This is a genomic window from Pseudoalteromonas sp. APC 3694 (assembly GCF_030407565.1).
Classification (GTDB): domain Bacteria; phylum Pseudomonadota; class Gammaproteobacteria; order Enterobacterales; family Alteromonadaceae; genus Pseudoalteromonas; species Pseudoalteromonas tetraodonis.
In genome coordinates this window covers 1-22,844 of sequence record NZ_JASDDE010000008.1, presented here as the reverse complement: position 1 = coordinate 22,844, position 22,844 = coordinate 1, and the positions used below count along the sequence as shown (strand labels likewise).

The 22,844-nt window shown below is 40.5% G+C and carries 17 protein-coding genes; 5 read left to right on the top strand and 12 right to left on the bottom strand.

Translation table 11 applies throughout. The features are described 5' to 3' along the window. Positions 1-85: 85 nt before the first annotated feature. From QMA00_RS04690 to QMA00_RS04675, 4 genes are all read right to left on the bottom strand, one after another. Positions 86-2,134: a S9 family peptidase gene (locus QMA00_RS04690; protein ID WP_290156215.1), complete on the bottom strand. Its 2,049-nt coding sequence runs from the start codon at positions 2,132-2,134 to the stop codon at positions 86-88. Between the two features lie 138 nt (positions 2,135-2,272). Then, positions 2,273-3,505, bottom strand: a complete 1,233-nt coding sequence (locus QMA00_RS04685; protein ID WP_076921987.1) for a threonine/serine exporter family protein — start codon at positions 3,503-3,505, stop codon at positions 2,273-2,275. A 122-nt stretch (positions 3,506-3,627) separates the two neighbouring features. Beyond that, the gene (locus QMA00_RS04680; protein ID WP_076921988.1) at positions 3,628-4,851 is read right to left on the bottom strand and encodes a glycosyltransferase family 4 protein; all 1,224 of its coding nucleotides are present in this window, start codon (positions 4,849-4,851) and stop codon (positions 3,628-3,630) included. Next, a complete protein-coding gene (locus QMA00_RS04675) occupies positions 4,851-5,828 on the bottom strand; it encodes a LacI family DNA-binding transcriptional regulator (RefSeq protein ID WP_076921989.1) in 978 nt (325 codons plus the stop codon). Before QMA00_RS04675 ends, QMA00_RS04680 begins: the two co-directional genes overlap by 1 nt. 165 nt (positions 5,829-5,993) lie before the next feature. Between QMA00_RS04675 and QMA00_RS04670 the strand changes: the two genes are divergently transcribed. Continuing rightward, the gene (locus tag QMA00_RS04670) at positions 5,994-8,435 is read left to right on the top strand and encodes a prolyl oligopeptidase family serine peptidase (RefSeq protein WP_076921990.1); all 2,442 of its coding nucleotides are present in this window, start codon (positions 5,994-5,996) and stop codon (positions 8,433-8,435) included. 202 nt (positions 8,436-8,637) lie between these two features. Further along, a complete protein-coding gene (locus QMA00_RS04665; RefSeq protein ID WP_076921991.1) occupies positions 8,638-9,255 on the top strand; it encodes a LysE family translocator in 618 nt (205 codons plus the stop codon). Positions 9,256-9,317: 62 nt separating this feature from the next. Here the strand turns inward: QMA00_RS04665 and QMA00_RS04660 are convergent, their stop codons facing one another. From QMA00_RS04660 to QMA00_RS04635, 6 genes are all read right to left on the bottom strand, one after another. Beyond that, on the bottom strand, positions 9,318-9,878 hold the full coding sequence (locus QMA00_RS04660) for an LPP20 family lipoprotein (RefSeq protein ID WP_013463046.1): 561 nt from the start codon (positions 9,876-9,878) through the stop codon (positions 9,318-9,320). After that, positions 9,868-11,166, bottom strand: a complete 1,299-nt coding sequence (locus QMA00_RS04655; RefSeq protein WP_024602726.1) for a transglycosylase SLT domain-containing protein — start codon at positions 11,164-11,166, stop codon at positions 9,868-9,870. Before QMA00_RS04655 ends, QMA00_RS04660 begins: the two co-directional genes overlap by 11 nt. 9 nt (positions 11,167-11,175) lie before the next feature. Further along, positions 11,176-11,961, bottom strand: coding sequence for an ETEC_3214 domain-containing protein (locus QMA00_RS04650; RefSeq protein WP_013463048.1), 786 nt, complete (start codon positions 11,959-11,961; stop codon positions 11,176-11,178). A gap of 67 nt (positions 11,962-12,028) precedes the next feature. Then, on the bottom strand, positions 12,029-12,865 hold the full coding sequence (locus QMA00_RS04645; RefSeq protein WP_138765091.1) for a TonB-dependent receptor: 837 nt from the start codon (positions 12,863-12,865) through the stop codon (positions 12,029-12,031). A gap of 54 nt (positions 12,866-12,919) precedes the next feature. Next, entirely contained in the window at positions 12,920-13,987 is a 1,068-nt protein-coding gene (locus tag QMA00_RS04640) for a hypothetical protein (protein WP_076921992.1), read from the bottom strand. Positions 13,988-14,422: 435 nt separating this feature from the next. Further along, positions 14,423-14,716, bottom strand: coding sequence for a MarR family transcriptional regulator (locus QMA00_RS04635; RefSeq protein WP_253944076.1), 294 nt, complete (start codon positions 14,714-14,716; stop codon positions 14,423-14,425). Positions 14,717-14,965: 249 nt separating this feature from the next. Here QMA00_RS04635 and QMA00_RS04630 point away from each other — a divergent pair, with 249 nt between their 5' ends. Further along, on the top strand, positions 14,966-15,733 hold the full coding sequence (locus QMA00_RS04630; protein ID WP_254843654.1) for a haloalkane dehalogenase: 768 nt from the start codon (positions 14,966-14,968) through the stop codon (positions 15,731-15,733). A 120-nt stretch (positions 15,734-15,853) separates the two neighbouring features. On the opposite strand, the gene uvrA is transcribed toward QMA00_RS04630, so the two are convergent. Together uvrA and QMA00_RS04620 are read right to left on the bottom strand one after the other, a co-directional pair. Next, positions 15,854-18,409: an excinuclease ABC subunit UvrA gene (gene uvrA / locus QMA00_RS04625; RefSeq protein WP_290156208.1), complete on the bottom strand. Its 2,556-nt coding sequence runs from the start codon at positions 18,407-18,409 to the stop codon at positions 15,854-15,856. Between the two features lie 259 nt (positions 18,410-18,668). Beyond that, positions 18,669-19,553, bottom strand: a complete 885-nt coding sequence (locus tag QMA00_RS04620) for a LysR family transcriptional regulator (protein WP_290156206.1) — start codon at positions 19,551-19,553, stop codon at positions 18,669-18,671. A gap of 121 nt (positions 19,554-19,674) precedes the next feature. Here QMA00_RS04620 and QMA00_RS04615 point away from each other — a divergent pair, with 121 nt between their 5' ends. Both QMA00_RS04615 and QMA00_RS04610 read left to right on the top strand, forming a co-directional pair. Beyond that, positions 19,675-21,660 (top strand): ligand-gated channel protein, encoded by a 1,986-nt coding sequence (locus QMA00_RS04615; RefSeq protein WP_290156204.1) that lies wholly within the window; start codon positions 19,675-19,677, stop codon positions 21,658-21,660. A 269-nt stretch (positions 21,661-21,929) separates the two neighbouring features. Beyond that, positions 21,930-22,784: a PA4780 family RIO1-like protein kinase gene (locus tag QMA00_RS04610; RefSeq protein ID WP_076921996.1), complete on the top strand. Its 855-nt coding sequence runs from the start codon at positions 21,930-21,932 to the stop codon at positions 22,782-22,784. The last annotated feature ends 60 nt before the right edge of the window (positions 22,785-22,844 follow it).

The following is a 22,844-nucleotide window of genomic DNA, read 5'->3' as shown; positions in this document are numbered from 1 at the left end:
AGGATGCGTGCTCGCCAATTTAGACCTATAAAAAAGGCCAACATTTTTATGTTGGCCTTTTAAAATTAAACGCGTTTATAAGTGCTTATTTATTCGCGTCTTTAACTTCTTTTAACTTAGCAGCATGGTCAATTTCAAACGCAGGCATCTCTTTTTTGCCTTCCATTAAATAGTTGTCCATCCAGCGCATTAAACGCAAGCTGTAGTCGTATTGCGCTGCCACTTTACGGTTACCATGACCTTCACCTGGGTAATAAACAAGACGTACATCTTTACCTTGCACTTTCATGTAGCGGTAAAGCTCCATAGATTGTGCAGGGTGAACGCGAGGGTCGTCTTTACCGTGCATAATAAGCAGAGGTGTTTCAGATTGGCCTGCCCAGTAAATAGGGCTGCGCTCTAAGTACCACTGCCATTTATCCCATGGGTATGAACGCGCATGAACTAGGTTCATTTCGTTAGAAATATCAGTAGTACCAAATTTAGACAGTTGGTTGGTGACACCCACAAACATAACGCTTGCAGCAAAGTGTTTGGTTAGTTTTGTTGCGCCCCACGCCGATGCATAACCACCGTACGACCCCCCAGTGATACCAACACGTTTAGTGTCTACTAAACCCATATCAACAAGGTGATTTTTAAAATCAACTAAATCGTCAAACTCTTTACCTGCGTAATCGTTTTGACCTAATTTTGAGTAATCTACCCCTTTTCCTGTAGAGCCTCGGTAGTTAGGATAAAACACCGCATAGCCACGTGCAGCCCCCATTTGACCTGGGCGCGAGTAGTTAGTTACCCAGCCGTCTTTATCATGGCTTTCAGGGCCACCGTGTACCGACATAATCAGTGGGTAGCGTGTGCCTTTTTCATAATTTAATGGGTAAACAAGCACACCATCAAGCTCAACGCCGTCGCGTGCTTTAAGGGTAATGGTTTCTTGCTTGGCAAAGCGTTTATCATTTAACCAGCTATTTGAATCGGTTAAACGTGTTGCTTTATTGCTGCGCACAATAAACACTTCGTTAGGGTGTTTTGCGGTATTACCACGAAGTGCGAGTGTTTTATCTGAATCTGAAACACTCAATTGTGAGGCAATAAATTCACCTTCTTTGACTAATTTTTTGTATTTATTAGAGCCCGTTTTAATGCTCGCTACAAAACTTTGCGTGCCTACATTGGCAATAAAGTTAAGTGTATTACGCTTATGCGACCATTCAAAATCAACAACGTGCCCCATAAAGTCAGGTAACCATTCAGTGATTTCAGCGGTTTTAGTGTCAGCAATAAATAAGCGGCCTGTTGCAGGGTCGTGCTTATCTTCTGCACCTAAAATAGCAATGTATTTACCATCATGCGACAGTTCTGCATCACCTAGCTTGCCTTCAGTTTTAAACGATAAGGTTACTTTATTGCTAGCAATATCAAACAAATGCCACATAGATTTTGTGTATTTATCATCAATCAATGCGGTAGGTTGAGTTTTAACCAGTAGCTTTTTACCATTAGCAGCCCAGTTAACATCACTCACGTAATTATCAACGTTGAGTGCGGTGGGGGTAAGTGGTTTATCCGCTTTAGCTAAGTCAACAATAAAAAGCTGCTTGTTCTTTAAGCCCATTTCATATACTTCAGCTTTAAAGCCAAGTTTTTTAAGTTCTTTTTCTGACTCATCAGCAGCTGGCATTGCTAAAATAGCGACTTGCTTGTTATCAGGGCTTAACTGATAGCTTGAAATAGATGTGTCTTTTAATGACATAACCGCTTGTGCTTGGCCGCCATCAACAGGTATTTGGTAAAGCGAAGTATATTTGTCGTCTTTTAATTTCGCTAAAAAGTAAATTGTTTTGCTGTCGTTTGACCATTGTAGGCTTTTAATATTAACTGAACCGGTAATAAAAGGGCGTTCAACACCTTTATCGTCAACAACGTAAAGCTCACTGTAATTACTACCATTTTCATCAACGTAAAGCTTGCGAGGTAACGAACGGGTAAATGCAACACTGTCGCCATCGGGGCTAACGGTTGTTTGTATTACCGATTTTACTTTGGGAATGTCTTCAACAGTAATTGCTGATTGCGCAAATGCAAGTGAGCTTGAGAGCCCAATTGCTATCGCTAAGCTAGTTTTTAGCATTGTTATTTCCTTTGCTTTATTAGATTTCAGCCATTATAGCAAGGTGTTCTCAATATACTAAAAAATGCGATTAATCCTCAAAAGAGGAGGTTTAATGTTGTAGTTATGCAAAAGCGCGGCTTAAAACCGCGCATAAATCTATAGACTCTTTTTAGGAGGAAGCGCCACGTTTGCAAAAATAAGTCCGGCCACGAGCGACATGAAAATTAAAAACGTTTGCTGACCAATATGATCTGCATAAACAAAGTCTTGGCCTTCAATGAGTGAGTTTAAACCAATATACGTTTTGCTCCCAGGCACTAATACAATTAATCCCTGCATAGCTACAATTGAGGCCGGGGCATTAGCAACCCGGTTAAATAAATTACTGAACACACCAACAGAAAATGCACCAGTAAAGGTCCCTAACGTGTAATTTAAATCTAAATAAATAGCAGGCCCAATACTAGTGCCATAAGCTATAAAGCCTGAGGCAATAGACCACATTGCATGTTTAAGCTTTGTTCTAAAGATAACGATTAAGCTACTACACAAAAGTAAAATAGCGAGCCATGCAGTCCACTTTGGTAGCGGCTCAGGTTGTACGAAATCGGCTTGCCCAAAGACCGCAAAGCCAATAGCAAGACCAATAAAAGCCCCAAAATAAAGCTTAAACAGCAACATAAATGAGTCCATCACGCGTGCTGTGCCCGATACTAAGTGTCTGGCTGCAAGTTCAGCAAGGCCAAGTGCAAGGGCTAAACCGGGTATAAACACAATAATGGCAGAGAGTACAATTAATCGAATGTTGATGTGTGCATCTAAATGAACGCTAATAGCACAAGCAAGAATAGCCGACACTATTGCTACTAATGGCTCAAGCATGTGAGCCACACGTTTCGAACGGGCCGACCACAATACAAATAAGTATACAATAAAGGTTAATAACCCAGACCACAGAACGTCATTCCAACTGGTGCCCATGAGCATGGCAAATGCGCCGCCAGAGGTAGCAAAAGCAACACCTGTCAGCACTCTGTTATAAGGGTTTGGGGCATCAAAAATGATATCAAGTTGCTGATCAACTTCTTGCAACGTGAGCTCGCCATTGAGCATTTTATTAACTAAATCGTCGGTATCGGCAAGTGAACCTAAATCGTGATCGCCTGGGTCAACGCGGGCAACATGGGTATATTCATCTTCATGGCCATCGGTCCAAATAACAAAGGTAACCGACGTGGGCGACATAACAAACGAAGATTTAAGATCTAAATAAGTCGCCACTTCCATTAAGTGGGCTTCTAAGCGATAGGCAGGGGTACCGTATTTATGGAGCATTTTGCCCAATTTAACGATAAATTTGCGTTTTTCAGTAAACGTTGCGGTTTTCAAATTTGTTTTGAACCAACTATTAAATAACTAAGCTAAAAATATAGGCAATAATGCTAAAATTGCCCAAGTTTATTTGCGGCGATTTTAAACACAAATCGCCGCCTGTCTAGTGATTTTTAAAGTTATTTTTTATTTTTTTCTGCTATCCACTGCGACATATATTGTGTACTGCGCATGGTATGGTGTTTGAGCATTTGACCCGTGAAATTTTTCATCCGGTGAGCATCTAAATTACTGCTTATTGAGTCGATTTTTTCAATTAAGTGAGCACTTAACTGCACTTTGTCATACAGAGTATTAAGTAGAAGGTTGCCAGCGGCTTGCGCTTCGCTAAATTTAGCCTCGTTGTTGTATAAAGAGACTGCGGCATCTGCAAAAGCTTGCGCATCTGCTGTTACCACACCTGGCCACGGTAGCGTGTTGTGCATACCTTCGCTGCCAATAGGCGTGGTGATGCTTGGAGTTTGCATGATCATGGCCTCTAAAAGTTTACCTTTAATACCCGCCCCAAAACGCAAAGGAGCTAAGCAAATACGCGCACTTTGCATTACCTCATACGCATCATCGGCCCAACCTTTAATTAAAAAGCCGGTTTTAGGATTATTAAGCGCGGTGGCTTTTGGCGGTGGGTAGGAACCATAAATATGCAACTCTGCCTGCGGTAGTTGTTTGCGGATAAGCGGCCAAATTTTTTGTAAATAGAGTACCGCATCCCAGTTTGGAGCATGTCGGAAGTTGCCAATGGTCATAAAGTGTTGGCGTTGTTCATACGATTTAGTTTGCTCAGGTAAGGCACTTAAATCAACCATAAATGGTAAGTGATGTAACACGCTAGGCTCAACTTTAAACACTTCATTGAGTAGTTCCATCTCATAGCTTGAAATAATTAAGCTTAGGTCGCAGCGCAATATTGCGGCTATTTCACGTTTAGCTATGTCTGATAGTAAATCGCTATGGTTGAATTCACGCTCGCCTTTATGCGCCTCATGGCGGGCATTACGCAGGCATTGTAAATCTTCGGTGTCTAAAATTTTAAGTGCATTTGGGCAATGCTTATCTACGCGCCAGCCAAATTGTTCTTCCATCATAAAACGGTCGAACATAACAATATCTGGGTTGTAGGCTTTAACGTAATCATCAAAACTATCGCAGTTAAGTGCGATGCTTTGACTGGTGATGCCGTAATCGTTCAGATTTACCATGTGCTCGGTAGGTTGTGCAGGCGTAGCAAATTCAACATCCCAGTTTTGCGCCCTAAACGCATTAAGTAACGACATCATGTGCGTACCCGCAGCAGACGAATTGGGCTCTGGCCATACATAGCCAATTACCAGCACTTTTTTCATTACGGTGTTTCTCTAATCTGTAGGTTTACATTTACCAGTGTTTTTACTGGTGCAGTGTTTGTTTGAAGTTGTTCTTGCAGCACTAAAATACTGCGCTTAGCAAGCTCTTGCGTGTTTATATTGGCGCAAGTAAAGCGAGGTTGCATTTCGGTAATATCAGGAATATGTAAGCAGCTTACTATATTGCTTTTTAAATGCGGGGCGGCGGCTAAAACGCCATGCGCAATTATATTATTAGCGTATACAACCGCGTCAATACTCGGATTATTAAGTAATGTGTTACTAAATACTTGCTTAGCATGTAATGGGGTGCTTTTTGTGCACGTAATTGCAGGCTCAGGGGTTATATTGTGTTTTTTACACGCATTATTAAAGCCACTTAATAAACCCTGTGCAGATAAGCTGTCATCACCCATAAACAGTATGTTTTTAGGCGAATCATTTATTAGCTGCAATGTTACTACATGGCTTGCTTTAGTGTAGTCGGGTAAAACACACGGGGCTGAGCTGTAAGGTACTTCGTGCATTAGGCTAATAACATGGTAGGCAGCAGCAAGGTTGTCGAGCCACTGCGCACAGGTACTAGCCACAGGGCAAATTATAAATGCAGCCACTTTGTATTCTTTTAAATTATTTATTAGCTGCGTTTGGCGCTCTACGCTGTTGTTACTACTAACAATAATGGCCTGAAAAAAAGTCTCGCTTAAAGCCTGCTCTATATTTTTAGCAAGTAATGCCATAAGCGGGTTTGTTAAATCGTCAATTACTACAACCACTAAATTAGAGCGCCCAGAGCGCATAGCCGCTGCATCGCGATTATACACATAACCTAGCTCATCTATGGCTTGTAACACTTTTTTTTTGCTTTTATCGGCTACTTTATTGCTGTGCGTAAGCACCAGCGATACGGTCGATTTAGACCCCCCCGCACGGTGAGCAACATCAAAAATAGTGACCGATTTAGCTTTGTTAGGCATGGTATTTTAAGCGCGCAGTAGTGAGTAAATAGCTGCGTAGTGTAGCGTATATAATGCATTTAAGTCATCTTTTAGCCCTGTAATTTAAAGCTTAATACTTTATGAACAGAGCAAAACATGTTTATATACCTTTTATAATCTTAAAAATAACAAAAGGATAAAAACATGAACGCATTTAGGCTGTTAGTTGCCTTTATTTGTTGTGTTGTAATAATGCCAAACAGCTATGCTGAGCAAGGTTATCAAACACCTTCGCCTGAGCTAGCCGCTGTGGTAGATGCCAAATTAGCACCCACTAGTTTTTTATCTAGCGATGGCCAATGGCTTGCTTTATTTGAGCGTAAGCGCGTAGAGACGCTTGACGAGCTTGCTAAAGATGAGCTTAAACTTGCGGGTATAAAGCTTAACCCTGCTAACTTTTCACGCTCGCGTGTTAGCGCTAAATACAGCGCGCTTGAGCTTAAGCATGTGCAAAGCGGCACCGTTATTAATATTAATAATTTACCAAACGGTATTATTCGCTCGCCTAAATGGTCATCTAACAGTAAATATTTAGCGTTTGTTGTAGAGCAACAAAACCAAGCAAATTTATGGCTTTACAGTGTAGAGACAAAGCAAGCTAAAATGCTCTCAAATGCAGCGCTTAACTCAGTTATTACCGCTACGCCTTACCAATGGCTACCCGATAGCAGCGCACTGGTTGCAAATTTAGCGGTTAATATAGGTAAACCCGCGTTAAAAAACAGCAGTCAAAATGTAGTGCCTGTTATACAGCAAAGCACAGGCGAAAAAGCCCCCGCGCGTACTTATCAAAACTTATTAACCAGCCCGTTTGACGAAGCGCAGTTTAAATTTTACGGCCAAGGGCAATTAGCTTACGTAACGCTTGATGGCAATACACAAGCCATTGGCAGCCCTGCATTATTTAAATCGTTTTCGGTATCGCCTGATTCAACCAATATTTTAGTCGCGACCATCGACGAGCCATTTTCGTATCAAGTCCCTTACAGTCGTTTTGCAACTACATGGCAAATATGGGGAATGCGTGGCTATGCATTAGTAGAGCTGGCAAAGCAACCCCTTGCCGACAACATTCCACAAGGCTACGACAGTGTACGCACCGGTCGTCGTGATTTTGAATGGCGCGCGGATCAAGGCGCTGAAGTCATATGGGCCGAGGCGCAAGATGGCGGTGATATGAAAACTGAGGTTGAATATCATGACTACCTTTACAGTTTGCGAGCGCCATTTAAACGCGACCCTAAATTATTTGCCAAAGTAGAGCGTCGTTTTGCTGGCATACAATGGGGTAATGATAATATTGCTATGCTAAGTGATTGGCGTTTTAGTGACCGACAAGTGCGCACTTATGTAATTCAACCACGTAATGCCGATAGTAACCGCGTGCTTTTTTCTGAGCGAAGCTATAACGATGCGTACAAAAACCCAGGTAGCTTTATATACGAGCGTAACGATTTAGGCGCCAACGTTATTAAAATTGTTGGCGGGCGTTATATGTATCTGCGCGGTAACGGCGCGTCTGAGCAAGGTAATATTCCGTTTTTAGACCAGTACGATGTAAAAACGAATAGCAGCAAGCGTTTATGGCAATCACAAGCGCCATACTACGAGCGTGTTCGTGCATTGCTTGACGACGAAGGCGAGCGCTTTATAACTGTGCGAGAGTCTAAAACCGAGCAACCTAACTTTTTTATTCGTGATTTAGATAACGATACTCTTACACAGCTTACTAATTTTGCTCATCCGTACCCAGCATTTAAAGGGGTTACCAAAGAGCAACTACGTTATACCCGTGATGACGGTGTTGAGCTTTCAGGTACGCTTTATTTACCACCAGGTTACGACGTAACCCATGGCCCGTTACCCGTACTTATGTGGGCGTACCCACTTGAATACAAAGATAAAGCCGTAGCATCACAAGTGCGCGAATCGCCATACGAATTTACTTACATTGGCTATTGGGGCCCTATGCCTTACCTTGCTAAAGGTATTGCCGTATTTGACGACCCTAAAATGCCTATTGTAGGTATTGATGGCAGCGAGCCAAACGATAACTTTAGAAAGCAGCTAGTTTCAAGTGCACAAGCTGCAGTCGATGTGCTGGTTGAAAAGGGCATTGCCGATAAAGATAACATTGCTATTGCAGGGCACTCTTACGGTGCGTTTATGGTGGCTAATTTATTAGCACATAGCGATTTATTTAAGGCAGGTATTGCCCGCAGTGGTGCGTATAACCGCACATTGACGCCGTTTGGTTTTCAGGGTGAAGAACGTGATTTTTGGCAAGCACAAAGTGTGTACGCTAACATGTCGCCGTTTTTCCATGCTGAAAAAATTGACGAGCCAATGCTAATGATCCACGGTCAAGAAGATCCTAATTCTGGCACTTTCCCAATGCAAAGTGAGCGCATGTACGCCGCCCTAAAAGGCTTAGGTAAAGACGCTCGCTTAGTAATGCTCCCTTACGAGGCACATGGCTACCGCGCACGTAAAAGCTTATTACATGTACTGTGGGAGCAAGAGCAGTGGCTAGATAAGTACTTGTTAAGTGATAACGAAGTAGACACTGAAACAACAGTAAATTAATTTGCTAAGAGTTTCGAGCTCAGGGCTTCGAGGTTTGGCGGCGCGAAATACTGCGCTGCTAACTCGGCTAAGCTCGTTGCCCATTGCCCGTAGCCCGTAGCCCGACTCTCGATGCTGTTATTTCTAATTTACCGATAGCTATTTTTCCTTTACCCTTTCATTCAAAATTAACACTACTTTTTTAACCTATTGCGAGCTTTAAATGATTGATGTAGCTGCACTTGCCGTTTTTATTCCTACCTTCTTTTTTGTGTCTATTACTCCGGGTATGTGCATGACACTGGCCATGACTTTAGGCATGAGTATAGGCGTGCGCCGAACTTTATGGATGATGATTGGCGAGCTGTTAGGGGTCGCAAGTGTTGCTATTGCTGCGGTATTAGGTGTTGCAAGCGTAATGCTAAATTACCCTAATGCGTTCGATATTTTAAAATGGGTAGGCGGTGCATACTTAATTTATATAGGTATAAATATGTGGCGCGCAAAAGGTAAAATGTCGGTTGATACGCATAATACAACAGCCGTGAGCCGATATTCATTATTTTCACAGGGGTTTGTAACCGCCATTGCCAATCCAAAGGGGTGGGCGTTTATGATTTCCTTATTACCTCCTTTTATTAACGTACAATACAGTGTTGCGCCCCAATTAGCGGTGCTGGTGGCCATTATTTTGCTCTCAGAGTTTATCTGTATGATGATTTACGCAACAGGTGGTAAAAGCCTGCGGTTATTTTTAAGTAGAGGCAACAACATTCAGTGGATGAATCGTATTGCGGGAAGTTTAATGGTGCTAGTGGGGGTTTGGTTAATACTAGGGTAATTTATTGTAGTTATTTAATTAATATAACAACCCTAACTTATATTAGGGCTGTTATGAAACGCTTATTTATCTAGCGCTTTAAGCTCATCAGTTGTTGTTTTTAATTTGAATTCACGATAAAGCATATCTTCATCATTAGGGCTTAAATTCTTTCCTGACGTTTCGATTAATTTATCAAATAAAGGCTTAGTATTTTCCATAGTTACAAGCGCACATAACTGTTTCTTTCCATCTAAGCGAGCAAAACCAATTTCTTTAGCAATAGCCCCTACTAAGCTTTGCTCAGCTACCTGTTTACTTATTTGCGTAAATGATGAATTAGTCGTCGTTGAGTCTTGCTGTTGGGTTTGTTTGTTTATTAGTGTATCCATTACTTGCGCTTTAGCACTAATTTGAGTTGCTAGATCGGCACGTGCATTGGCAATAGCTTGTGCTCTACTTGCAGCCATATTTCCCGTCCATACTACACAGCTAGATGAAGCCAAACCGCCCTCGGGTGCTGTAGGTTGTAAAACCCAGCTTGGAACAGAATCGTTTTCAGCAAGAGGTTGAGACTTTTGTGGTGTTGTACCACATGCTGTAATAACTCCAGCAACTGCCAATATTAAAAGTTTATTTCGCATGATTTACTTCCTTATTGTTAAGGTTCCATTGTTCTAAGTTTTTTTGATATTGAATATCTAATTTACTTACCTTTTGTAAGTACTTTTTTGTTTCGTCGTACGGTAAATTATTTATAAGTTGTGCGTATACACCTTCGCTATCTAATTGGTTTATTAAGGCTACCGCTTTATTTATATTCGTACTTCTATTTAAGTTAAATGCTTTAGCTACGTTACCAGCGCCAGTATTATAAGCTGCAATGGCACAATATCTTCGGCTTATGGGATTATTAATTTTGCGCAAATATCGAGTCGTTAAAATGTCTAAGTACCCAGCACCGTAAGTTATATTAGTTTTTGGGTCGAATAATTCTTTAGCTGTAGGAGCTATATCCTTTTTAAATTGTTTGCGAGCAACATCTAAGCCTGCTGAGTTTGGCACTATTTGCATTAATCCAAATGCTGGAATATGCGATTTTGCATTAGGATCAAATGACGACTCAGCATGTGAAATAGCTAATAGTAAAGATAATTGGTCTTTAGAAAACTGGCTATAATAAGTAACAAAAGGCGCTACTTTTTTTTGTAAATAAGTATCGGGTAGAGCGAAAGTATGCGACTTAATGCGTTTGTAGGTAAGGTTTTGCTCTTTTGTTTTTTTTAGCGCATTATTTAAATTACTAATACGTTGTTCTTTTTCTTTGGTAAGCTGCTCTTTTTGGATATCAATTTGTGATTTAGGTAATTGCTCGTTTTTATCTAAACTACTCAATGATTGCTCGTGTTGAGAAGTAATTTCATTAATTAATGCGACTTCGCTTTCATGTTTGTCTGGCTGTGCTTTTATATCAACTTTTGCTGTTTTTACTGCTTTATCGAGTAAGCTAAGGTCTTTAAAAATATCAGTTAAAACCGGCGATAATTTAACATTATTTAACAATTGATTTGTTGTTAATGCTTCTTCTTGAGAAGTCGCTTTTAGTCCTGTTTCATTTGAGTCTTCAAGTGTTTGTACAGTCACGGTCGAATTTTGTTCATCAATAATAATACGTGTTTTTTTATCCGCACTATATTCAACACGTTCTAATAATGAGCTTTGTACAGGTCTTGACCAGTTTTGCAATAATCTATCTCTAAATTTATCGTATTCCTCGAGATATGCTTGTCTGAATGCTTGATATTCCAACTGATGATCGTTTTTAAAAGTGGTTTGTTTTGCAAGTTGCTGTTTTTTAAATTCTTCGAACGTCGGCGTGGTAGCCCCGCTGTAAGCACTAAATAAAGCAAAAAATAATAAAGTGTGACGCATTTTTTATCCTTAAAAATAAGCGTTAAATTCATACTTGGTCAGTAATGAATCAGAGATGTATTCACTAGATAGCTCAGATACTGCATAAAATGTAGCCGCAGTGTTAGCAAGTATCTCGGTTGTTTTAGCTAAGGCTTTTTCGTCATCTTGAGTAAGCATTAACTCATCAAGTTTAAATAAAGCTTTTTGCGTTTCATCAAGTAATGGTGCGTAGTTACTAAAGCCAACGCTAAGGTTCAAAAACATACCTTGAGCATTTAACTGTTTTGACTGCATATAATATTTAATATTATGAGAATCAAAATAAAATTCGTTACTTGATTTTATAACATCGCTTAAACTATTAACTCTGAGCATTTTTTTATTAAAAGGTATTAAGGGTGTAAATTCCGGTACCATAGCTTTATCGTATTTTAAGCTATGTACGGCGATGCCGACTATACGAGTATTTTTATTAATAAGTGTGAGTAAATATTTCGTATTTTTGTAATACCTATATTCGTAATCAGTATTCAAAGATGATGTTTTAATTACTTGCGGAATACCTATTTTTTTTTCAGCGTAAGGTAAGTAGTTGCCAATATCTAGCGCAGTAATCTTTTTTTCTTCGATTTGGTTCGTAAAGTGAGTAATGAATCCGTTGTACCCTTCAATTATGAGTGCTTTACTATCGGCCCAATTTCCAAGACCCATTAAAGTAACCATAAGTAAAATAAAGTAACCTTTCAATTTAGCTAACAAAGATTTATTTTCTTCAGTGTTAGCCTCAGGCTCTAAGTTATTTCCTACAGACATTTTCATCCTTAAAATATAGTTTATCAGTGTTAAATATAACTGTTTAAAACATGGCTTAATATAATCGCTAATAAGAATCGATAGCAGTATTTTTTAACTTTACAATGCTATTTATTAAATTAGTTGTGCTGTCTTGATTGGCTAAATGAATTAACTCGGTTTTTGAGCGTTTAGAGTAGCTCAAACCTTTTCCTTCAAAACGTTGTTGCCAAATAGACTTTTTGCTTTGTGTATCTATTTGAAGTTTTAACTGTGTAATTACAAGTTTACTTTGTGCTTTTATTATCGAGTTTTTAACTAAATAGGTCACTTCGCAAGCCGAGTTTGTTAATTTATATCCATGCTGTAAAAGTTGCTCAGTGAGTAACTCTGTAAGTTGAGAGCTATTTTCGCCCGTTACTTTTAAGCAACTATTTTTTGCGCCTAGCATTGCTTGTTGTTGTTTTATTTTTTCTTGTTGGCCTTCTTCAAGATCGGCTTTACTAATTGAAATAGCTGCATATACAGTACAGTTAATAGGGTCTACATAACGATCATATACTTTTGCGCTTTTTAATAGCTGATTGGTTTGAGACTCAATCACCGATTTGTAATCAGAATGGCTTACTGTGCTTGATGAGGTGTTTTTAATTATTTCTTTCACTGAAATATCAGTACTTAGTAATTTTGCGAGCTCTTCACGCGCATTTTTAGCTGACCGACGTTCATCAATTGTTTTTAAACCAGAGCATTGTGAAGAGCCTGAGCTAGCTAATTTTTCATCATCAACAATATCTATTCCTACCCACTTAGGCTGGGCATTCTTTGCATAGTATGAGCTGCAACTACAATGTGATGCTGCATTAGTAAGGAAAGGACTTAGCGCTATTGCCGCTAATAGTAGTGAGGATGTTCTAGTAGTCATAGTTTTACCAACAGCAATAAGGCCTAACACAAAATTGGTAGGCCTTAACTTAAATTACAAACGGTTTGAAGTTGTTGCTAGAGTTAGCTTTGCGTTATCCGATTCACGCTCGACAAGCCGTGTTTGGCCTTCAATAACAAACTTAAGTTCGTCAACGTCTAATGTTAAGTTGCTCGCTTTTTCATAATATGCTTTTGCTAATTCTAAATCATTCGCTCTTTCTGCGCACACACCATTGTTGTAGTTTATAGCCAGTGATTCTGAATACTGGCTTTGAGCTTTTGCAAAGGTTTTGCAGGCGTGGTCAGGCATGTCTTTTTCTACAAATTCAACAGCGAGGTCTAATAACTCTTCTGCTTTATCAGTTAAATCTGAATCATCAGATTCCATCAACTTTACATTTTTAGTCACTTGGTGTGGTGCAACATCTTGTTTTAATTCTTCTATTACAGCGGCAAGTGCTCTGCCTCGTAATACAGAGTCAGATGGATGAGGGTCGTCACCTTTACATACTTTACTACTTGATAGGCGTGAATATTGTTTAGTAAAAACAATTTGCCCTGTTTCTACAGATACAGCCTTAGGTTTAAAATTTACTTTCGCAATTTTTTCTGAACACTTAATGGTTATTTCTCTAGACTTCTCACACTTGTACCATTTATCACCTTTTTGTATACATTCACTGTCTTTTTCGTAGTAAGTAGAGGTATCTACATCAGCAGTGTAGTCAGCAGTGATAAGTGTATCTGCGCCTGTAAGTTGACCTAGGCGGGTTCTGTTTTTTGAGTTACTGATATCACTTTCATTAAACCGTTGTTGTTCTATAATTTTACTAAGAGAAGCTTTATCAACAAAGGTAAAGTAAGGTTGGCCATTCACACGAATATTTGCAAGGTTTGTTTCAATTATACCTGTAGCTGCGTTTCTGTTATTTGAAATAACTGCAAGACGCTTCATTTTCTCAGTGCCACTTTCTTTAGCCGCTTTTGTGTATGTAATAGGTAATTCAGCAGTTGTGAGAGAGTTATTTAAAATAGCAATACCTCCATTAATAGTTTCAGTAACTACACAGCCAGAGAGCATTACACTTGATACTAAAGCGATTTTTATTCCCTTTATCATACAATTATTCCTTTATTAAGTTAGTGTTCATTTTTACTTTTTAACACTTGTAACTAGATGGGTCAACCTTATAGCTAAAAACTTTCATTAAAACGGTTCTTTTTTCTTATTTTAAAAAAGGTACAAGGGGGGAATACCTTTACAATTTAAAAAGATGCATGAATTTTATAACTATAATCGAATCTATCTTTACCTAATTTCATGTAAGAAAAACGACTAAAGTGGCTGTTATCATTCTTTAACTTATTGGATAAATTTTTAAGTGGGGTGTACTTTATTTAATAGCATTTTCTACTGGGCAACCACGCTTTCTACATACACCTTCGTTACATAGTTTGCATATTTTACGGGCTTCTATCTGCTCGCTTGTTAGGCTGCTAAGCGCTAGTTCTATCAAACTTAAAAAGCTTTGTTTTTGTTCATCATTAAAGCTATTTAGTATTTTAGAGGTGCTGTTTCTCGGCTGTTTAGTACTCTTTTAACCCTTTGACTTCCTTTATCAGTTACGTATAAAACAACAGAGCGAGCATCCTTTACCGATTTACGCCTCTCTACAAGCTCTTCTTTTTCAAGCGTATTTATTAATCTAACCGCACCAGAGTGCGTTAAGCCTAAAACCTTGCTCAGTACATCTATGGTTTCATTTGGGTGGTTGTAAATAGTGAAGAGTGCCGATTCGTGGCTTAAGCTTCGCCCGCCTAATTCGGCAATCTGCTTTTTCAATGTCATTAGAAACAAAAGTGGTAAACGTGCCGATTAAATTTGATATGTATTTTTCATTTTTCATTAATTCAATTGTATGTGATTCGATCACATAAATATAGTGACAAGTTAAGTACGCTCGTTTATTGTGTGATTCAGTCATGTATATCAATTAAATAAAAAATGATTCAGAAACATTACGTTATACAAAAAAGTTTAAAACTATATTAGATAAAAAAAATGGCCTAAATAGATGAAGGCGAAGGCGATCCTATTGTGTTTTTACATGGTAATCCTACATCTAGCTACCTTTGGCGAAATGTTATGCCATATTTACAAGGAAAAGGGCGTTTAATTGCTATCGATATGATTGGATTAGGAGATTCGAAAAAGTTAGATAACACCCATGAAAGCAGCAAATACACATTTGCACTTTTAGAAGCGTTGGGCGTGAACAGTAATGTTACTTTAGTACTGCACGATTGGAGCTCTGGTGTTGGTTTTAACTGGGCTAATACACATCGTGATGCAGTAAAAGCGATTGGCTTAATGGAAGCAATTGTTACCGATTTTCCAACATGGGACGATTTTTCTAAAGATTTGCACGGACCCATTGGCACTATGCGCTCAGCTGAGGGTGAAAAAATGGTGCTTGATGACAACTTTTTTATTGAAACAATATTACCAGCGACCATTGCACGCAAATTAACGCAGGCAGAGCATGATGAGTATCGCAGACCCTTTATAAATGCAGGAGAAGATCGCCGTGCAATTTTAGCAGGGCCTCGCCAACTGCCCATTGCTGGAGAGCCTGCCGATACCGTGGCTTTAGTTAAAAGCTATGCGAGCTATTTAGCTAACTCTCACGATATTCCTAAGCTATTTATTAATGCTGAACCGGGTGCTTTTTTAGTTGGTTACGCAAGAGATTTTGTGCGCACATGGCCAAACCTAACTGAGGTAACCGTAAGCGGTATTCACTACATCCAAGAGGATTCACCGCACGAAATAGGTAAAGCTATTTCAGATTGGTTACCAAGATAAAAAAGGGATGTATTAGTAAACCTGAACTTTGGATAATTAATCTATCTCGAGCCGTTATTTTCAGCGTTAACTACCATATATAGGTGACGCTTTTATACAACTAAAAGCGTCATCTATTAACTATTTAAGTAAAAATGGTGCGGTTTTACTCGCCTTTACACTTGCCACTTTTTCGGGGGAACCTTGTGCTACAATTAAGCCGCCTTCATCGCCGGCTCCGGGGCCAATATCAATAACCCAATCACTGTTACTGGCAACTTGCATATCGTGCTCAACCATAATGACGGTGTTGCCGGCATCAACTAAGCCATTTAACTGCGTCATCAACATGGCTACATCTTTTGGGTGTAGGCCGGTGGTTGGTTCATCTAAAATATACAGCGTATCGCCGCGCTGCGCACGTTGCAGCTCTGTGGCAAGTTTAATGCGCTGGGCCTCTCCGCCCGAAAGCTCAGTAGCAGGTTGGCCTAAACGTAAATAGCCAAGGCCTACTTGTAAGAGCGCATTTAGCGCACGTAAAATAGCAGGCTCATCGGCAAAAAATGTATGCGCTGACTCCACCGTTAAATTAAGCACATCGGCAATGGTTTTATCTTTATAGGTAATCTCGAGTGTTTTTTGGTTATAGCGCTTAGCGTTACACACAGGGCACGGCGAATACACGCTCGGTAAAAATAACAGCTCAATGCTTACAAAACCTACGCCTTCGCAGTTGTCGCAACGGCCTTTTTTCACATTAAACGAAAAACGACCTGCATCGTATTTACGCGCTTTTGCCTCTTTGGTATTGGCAAACAATTTACGTACGTGATCGAACAAACCAGTGTAAGTAGCAAGGTTTGAGCGAGGCGTGCGGCCAATGGCTTTTTGATCAACCGTTATTAGGCGCTTTATATGCTCAAGGCCCTCGGTAATTTTGCCATGGGTTGGTGTTTGGAGTTCTTGATCAAGCAAGTCGGCTTCATCGGTAGGCATTGGCGGCGGCGTTTTTTGTCCTAAAGCATCTTGAATAAGCTCGACTAAGGCTTGGCTTACTAAGCTTGATTTACCTGAGCCAGAACCCCCCGTAACACTTGTAATAACCCCAAGCGGAAATTCGGCACTGATGTTGTGTAAATTGTTGCGCTCAATACCACTTAGCTTAAGCCAGGCTGCGGGCGTACGTTGTGTTTGATGATTTGGCTTTGCGTTATTGTTATGCTTAAAAAGATGCTGACTTGTATGTGAGTTGATCACTTGCTCTAAGCCTTCAACTGGGCCGCTGTAAACAATATTACCGCCATGCGAACCCGCATTTGGCCCTACATCAACCACCCAATTGGCGTGGCGAATTACACTTGTATCGTGCTCCACCACAAATACTGAGTTACCAGCCGCTATTAGTTCATCTAGGGCGCTTAAAAGTGCTTGCGTATCGGCTGGATGTAAACCTGCCGAAGGTTCATCTAGCACATACACAACACCAAATAATTTTGAGCGAATTTGCGTTGCAAGCCGCAAGCGTTGTAATTCCCCAGCTGATAACGATGGCGTAGTACGCTCAAGCGATAAATACCCTAAACCAAGCTTAGTGAGTGCTTCTACGCGTTTGATAATGTCGCTTGTGATGCGCTTTGCCACAATGGTTTTTTCGGGGTTGGCTGCGTTACTTTTAGCGGGGTTATTGGCAGCAATGCTGAGTTTTTCTGCCAGCTCGCCAAGTGTTAACTGCGAAATTTCGCCTATATCAAGGCCTGCTACTTTAACCGATAACGACTCTTTTTTAAGTTTTTTTCCTTCGCACTGTGGGCATTGTGATATTTGCATATACTGCGACACGCGCTTTTTTGTGCGCGGACTTTGAGTGCTCGCAAACGATTGTAAAACAAAGCGTTTAGCACTTATAAATGTACCCATGTAGCTGGGGCTTTCTTCATTTTTAATAGCCGCTTGGGTTTGCTCAAGCGTGTACTCGGGAAACACGGGTACTGTGGGCGTGTCGTCGGTAAACAAAATCCAATCACGGGCTTTTTTGGGCAGGGTATTCCACGGTTTATTAATATCGTAACCTAACGAGGTAAGAATACGGCTTAGGTTTTTACCTTGCCAAGCTGGCGGCCATGCTGCAATGGCGCGCTCTTTAATTGATTTAGTAGGGTCGGGCACTAACAGCTCTTCGGTTACGTTAAATACACGGCCAATACCATGGCACTCTGGGCAGGCGCCTTGTGGTGTATTTGGCGAAAACGCATCGGCATACAGTATACCTTGCCCTTTGGGGTATTCGCCCGCGCGTGAGTAAAGCATTCGCAGCGCGTTAGAAATAGTGGTTACGCTACCGACCGATGAACGTACCGAGGGTGCGCCACGCTGTTGTTGTAATGCTACCGCGGGTGGCAGCCCTTCAATCGAATCTACATCAGGCTCATCTACTTGGTCTATTAATCTGCGCGCATAAGGCGATACCGAATCAAGATAACGATGCTGTGATTCGGCAAATAATGTTCCAAAGGCGAGCGATGATTTACCCGAGCCCGATATACCAGTAAAAACAACAAGTGAATTACGGGGCAAGTTTACATCCACATTTTTTAAGTTATGAACACGCGCGCCTCGTACTTGAATGCTGTGCTCTGGGTTTAATAAAGCCGATTGCGCATTACTAACCTCATGTGAATTTTTAGGTGTGGTTGCCATGTAATATATACTCCTGTGTAATAATCCTGTGTTTATTAATGTTCTATAAAGTATTAATAATAATGCAGTCTTACTGAATGAGCGCTTAGCTATATGCTAGTTTTGCGTTTACATAACAGAAAAACTGCTAGAATAAACTTTAACCAAAGACAATAATATTAATTGACTGAATCGTATTGCGGGGATTTAAATGATGCAGGTAGGAGTTTGGCTTGCAATTAGTTAACTATAAACAAGCCTTAAACTGAACTTAGGTTATTTAAATAGCTGAAAATGATGCGTTAAGTGCTTTAATTGCAGCTTTTGTCTTTGCTGCTAACGTGTCGCGTGCAGGCGTTAGAGCAAATACATCGTAATGGGGAAGCTGCCAATCAGTGCATATTTCTAAAAGTTCTCCTGTAGCTAAGAAATTGCGTACTTCAGGCTCTGGCAAAATAGCATAGCCTAACTCATCGAGAACAAATTGAATCACAGTTTGCATATTATTAATGGCAATACGTGCTTTTGGTAGTGTTGTGCTTTCACCGCGGGTAAGGTGCGTAAGCGCCGGATCAACAGCTATATGTGCAATGCGGTTATGCGCTTTTAGGTCATCCAGTGTGATTTTTGGTTGCTGTGCTAGTGCATGATTTTTATGAACACACAGTATTAATGGCCAACTAGCGAGTTGGCGTGCAATTAAGTTTGAGTCTTCGAGAGGACCAATCGCCAGCACTAAATCTATACCTGTTCTGATCATATCAATGGGCTCGTCAGAAAGCGTTAAGTGCACATCTATATCACTAAATTGGCTAATTAAATGCTTTACAGGCTCGCTTAATAACCCACCACCAAAACCAACAGGGGCGGCTAGTTTTAATTGCCCACTCGGACAATTTTGTAAATGCTGTAATTGTTCTGAAGTAGCTGTTGCAACGGCAAGCATTTGTAAACAACTTTGATAATACAGCTCACCCGCCTCGGTAAGCGTTAATTCTCGAGGGCTGCGATTAAATAAACTCAAACCTACATCTAGCTCTATTTGTTTTATTTGCTGGCTAATTGCAGAGGTTGTCATTAAAAGTTCTGCGGCAGCTTTACTCATACTTCCCGTTTGTACTGTGCGAACAAATATATTCAGGGTTTTAGTTAACTTATCACTCATACCGTTAAGCCTTACTTAAATTAGCTTTAATAAAAATAACGTTGTGAGAAAGGGAACTTCTCACTATTATCGCAAACGCTAATTATTATCATTTACATGCTAAATGTCACGGAGAAATATCATGAACACGGTAAGTTGTAAGTTAAGGCCGGTAACTGCATTTATTTTAAGTACTTTTGCAATTGCTAACCCTGCTTTTGCTGATGAAAAAAAACAAGATATGGAAGTAATGGTTGTCACTGCTTCTGGTTACGAACAAATGCTCAAAGAGGCACCTGCAAGTATTAGTGTTATCGACAGAGCGCAGCTAGAAAAACGCTTTTATCGTGACTTAACCGACGCAATGGCTGATATTCCGGGTGTAATAGTGACTGGCGGAGGTGACAGAAAAGATATTAGCTTGCGTGGTATGGCAAGCCAATACACGCTTATTCTTATTGATGGGCAACGCCAAAGTTCAAGAGAAACACGACCAAATAGTGATGGTCCGGGCGTAGAAGGTGCTTGGACGCCGCCAATTTCAGCGATTGAACGTATTGAAGTAATACGTGGCCCTATGTCGTCGTTGTATGGCTCTGATGCTATTGGTGGTGTGATCAATATTATTACCCGTAAAGCGCCAGAGCAGTGGTATGGAGAACTGCGTTTAGACAGCACCATTCAAGAGCAAAGCCAGTCAGGTGATATAAACCAAGCCAGCTTTTTCACTTCTGGTGGCATTATTCCAGATCTATTGGGCGTGCAATTATACGGTCAATTTTCAAAGCGAAATGAAGATGATTTTACTGCAGGATTTCGAGGCAAAGAGCAAAGTAATGTTAAAGCCAAGTTCACATTAACACCTAATGATAGTCACGAATTAATGTTTGAACTTGGCTCGGCAAAACAAACATTAGACGAAACACTTGGTAAAACAGTTGCCCCGCTTGCCCCAGGTGAAAGCTGTGGTCGACGTGGCTGCCCTGAATCAGCAACTACTGAGTATGAGCAACAAACATACTCTATGTCACACAACGGTTTTTACGACTTTGGCTCGTCGCGTAGTTACATTAAGTACGATAAGTTTGATAATAACTCACGTGAAATGTTTGTCGAAAATACCGACATTCAAACGACATGGAGTTTACCGCTATTTAGTGATCATAACTCTACGTTTGGTGCGACCTATTTAAAAGAGTCATTGGATGATTATACAAGTAATAAAATCAGCGACTTAACCCATGTAGAAAACGAGCAATGGTCTGTTTTTGGTGAAAACGAGTGGACAGCAACCGATGACTTTAAGCTCACCGCAGGCCTACGTTACGATCATGATGGCAATTTTGCAGGTCATTGGAGCCCACGTTTGTATGGTGTTTATAGCGCATCTAAGTTGATCACCATTAAAGGCGGCATATCAACCGGTTTTCGGGCCCCAAATATTCGTCAATCTACCGCGCAATGGGGACAAGTGAGTCGTGGCGGGAATATTTATGGTAACCCTGACTTAAAGCCTGAGCAATCAGTTAACTATGAAATGGGTGTTTACTATGATTCTGGACGCGATTTAAGTATATCAACAACCGTTTTTTACAATGAATTTGATGACAAAATAACCCGTATAGCATGCCCATTAACGCAGTGCACAGATGGCCCAAATCAGTTCGGCTCGATGCCAACTACGTACATTAATGTGGATGAAGCCATAACCCAAGGTATTGAGCTATCAGTAGATTACGATATTTCAACTGAAATTGATGTGAGTGCTAGTTATACCTACACCGATTCAGAGCAAAAAACCGGTCAATATAAGGGCAGCCCACTTAATCAGCTACCAAAACATAGTTTACAAACGTCTTTAAATTGGCGTCCAACAGATAAGTTAGGCGGATGGTTACGTGTGCAATATCGCGGTGAAGAAAGTCAGCCTACCACAGGGCCTTCACAAAGTAGTTTAATTGCCCCTGATTATACCATTGCGAATTTAGGCGCTAATTATCAGCTAACTGATGATGTTAAACTCGGTGCTGGAATTTACAACTTGCTTGATAAAGAGATCACAGAGCAAGAGTATGGCTATGTTGAAGATGGTCGCCGCTATTGGGCGTCTTTAGTGTGGCAGTTCTAAACACTTTTTAATAATGTAAAGTAAACGAGTACGCTAAACCGTGCTCGTTTTTTGGTTTTATCTCGGCTCTTGTTCAATAATGTTTAAAAAGCAAAAAAGGCGGTTGGCTTTTTAGCTGTAGTCGCTTATTCTAGCTGCGTAATTTAGTCATTAAATGTAACTTTAAAGTTTACTAATAATTTATAACTTTCTTCAATCCCCAAAGGTATGCCTCGTTTGAACCACATAGCAAAACAAAAAGCCAACCCTGTATTTTTAGTAGGTGTCGTTTGAAAATACCTAAACGCTTACAGCCATTAGTTGATGATGGTTTTATTGATGAGGTGATCAGCCGGTTAATGAGCGGTAAAGAGGCCGATGTATTTGTAGTCGCCTGTGGTGATGACATTCGCTGCGCTAAAGTATACAAAGATGCCAGTAAGCGCAGTTTTAAAAAAGCCGCCCAGTATCAAGAAGGCCGCAAAGTACGCAGTGGCCGACAAGCCCGTGCTATGGGTAAACGTTCTAGTTATGGCCGCCAATTAGAAGAAGAAATTTGGCAAAATGCCGAGGTTGACGCGTTATCGCGTTTATCCTCAGCGGGTGTTCGCGTACCACAAACCTACGGTTGCATTGACGGTGTATTGCTAATGGAGCTAGTAAGCGATGATGAAGGCGATGTTGCACCACAGCTTGGTGCAGTTGATTTAACCGAGCAACAAGCCATTGAGCAACATACATTAATGATGCACTACATTAAACTCATGCTGTGCGCTGGGATTATTCACGGTGATTTATCGGAGTTTAACGTACTTGTTGATAGCAACGGCCCAGTAATTATTGATTTACCCCAAGCGGTTAACGCCTCTGCTAATAATAGCGCAGAAGCCATGTTTGCCCGTGATGTAAATAACATGCGCCGCTATTATGGCCAATTTGCACCGGCGTTATTACACACGCAATACGCCAAAGAAATGTGGGCACTGTTTGCAGATGCTAACTTAACCCCGCACTCAAAACTCAGTGGCGAATTTGAAGACGATGGCGAAGCTGCAGATGTAGATTCTGTACTTGACGAAATTCAAGCCGCCTTTGATGAAGAGCAAGAACGTAAAGAACGTATTCGTGATGCCGATGAGCAATAACCGGACATTGAAATTGGCTAAATATCGTCGTTAATTGATTGGTTAAACTGCTCTTTGCGC

Coding starts and splice junctions, on each gene's coding strand:
- QMA00_RS04690 (WP_290156215.1), bottom strand. CDS start 2,134: ATGCTAAAAACTAGCTTAGCGATAGCAATTGGGCTCTCAAGCTCACTT.
- QMA00_RS04680 (WP_076921988.1), bottom strand. CDS start 4,851: ATGAAAAAAGTGCTGGTAATTGGCTATGTATGGCCAGAGCCCAATTCG.
- QMA00_RS04675 (WP_076921989.1), bottom strand. CDS start 5,828: ATGCCTAACAAAGCTAAATCGGTCACTATTTTTGATGTTGCTCACCGT.
- QMA00_RS04670 (WP_076921990.1), top strand. CDS start 5,994: ATGAACGCATTTAGGCTGTTAGTTGCCTTTATTTGTTGTGTTGTAATA.
- QMA00_RS04665 (WP_076921991.1), top strand. CDS start 8,638: ATGATTGATGTAGCTGCACTTGCCGTTTTTATTCCTACCTTCTTTTTT.
- QMA00_RS04660 (WP_013463046.1), bottom strand. CDS start 9,878: ATGCGAAATAAACTTTTAATATTGGCAGTTGCTGGAGTTATTACAGCA.
- QMA00_RS04655 (WP_024602726.1), bottom strand. CDS start 11,166: ATGCGTCACACTTTATTATTTTTTGCTTTATTTAGTGCTTACAGCGGG.
- QMA00_RS04650 (WP_013463048.1), bottom strand. CDS start 11,961: ATGTCTGTAGGAAATAACTTAGAGCCTGAGGCTAACACTGAAGAAAAT.
- QMA00_RS04645 (WP_138765091.1), bottom strand. CDS start 12,865: ATGACTACTAGAACATCCTCACTACTATTAGCGGCAATAGCGCTAAGT.
- QMA00_RS04640 (WP_076921992.1), bottom strand. CDS start 13,987: ATGATAAAGGGAATAAAAATCGCTTTAGTATCAAGTGTAATGCTCTCT.
- QMA00_RS04635 (WP_253944076.1), bottom strand. CDS start 14,716: ATGACATTGAAAAAGCAGATTGCCGAATTAGGCGGGCGAAGCTTAAGC.
- uvrA (WP_290156208.1), bottom strand. CDS start 18,409: ATGGCAACCACACCTAAAAATTCACATGAGGTTAGTAATGCGCAATCG.
- QMA00_RS04620 (WP_290156206.1), bottom strand. CDS start 19,553: ATGAGTGATAAGTTAACTAAAACCCTGAATATATTTGTTCGCACAGTA.
- QMA00_RS04615 (WP_290156204.1), top strand. CDS start 19,675: ATGAACACGGTAAGTTGTAAGTTAAGGCCGGTAACTGCATTTATTTTA.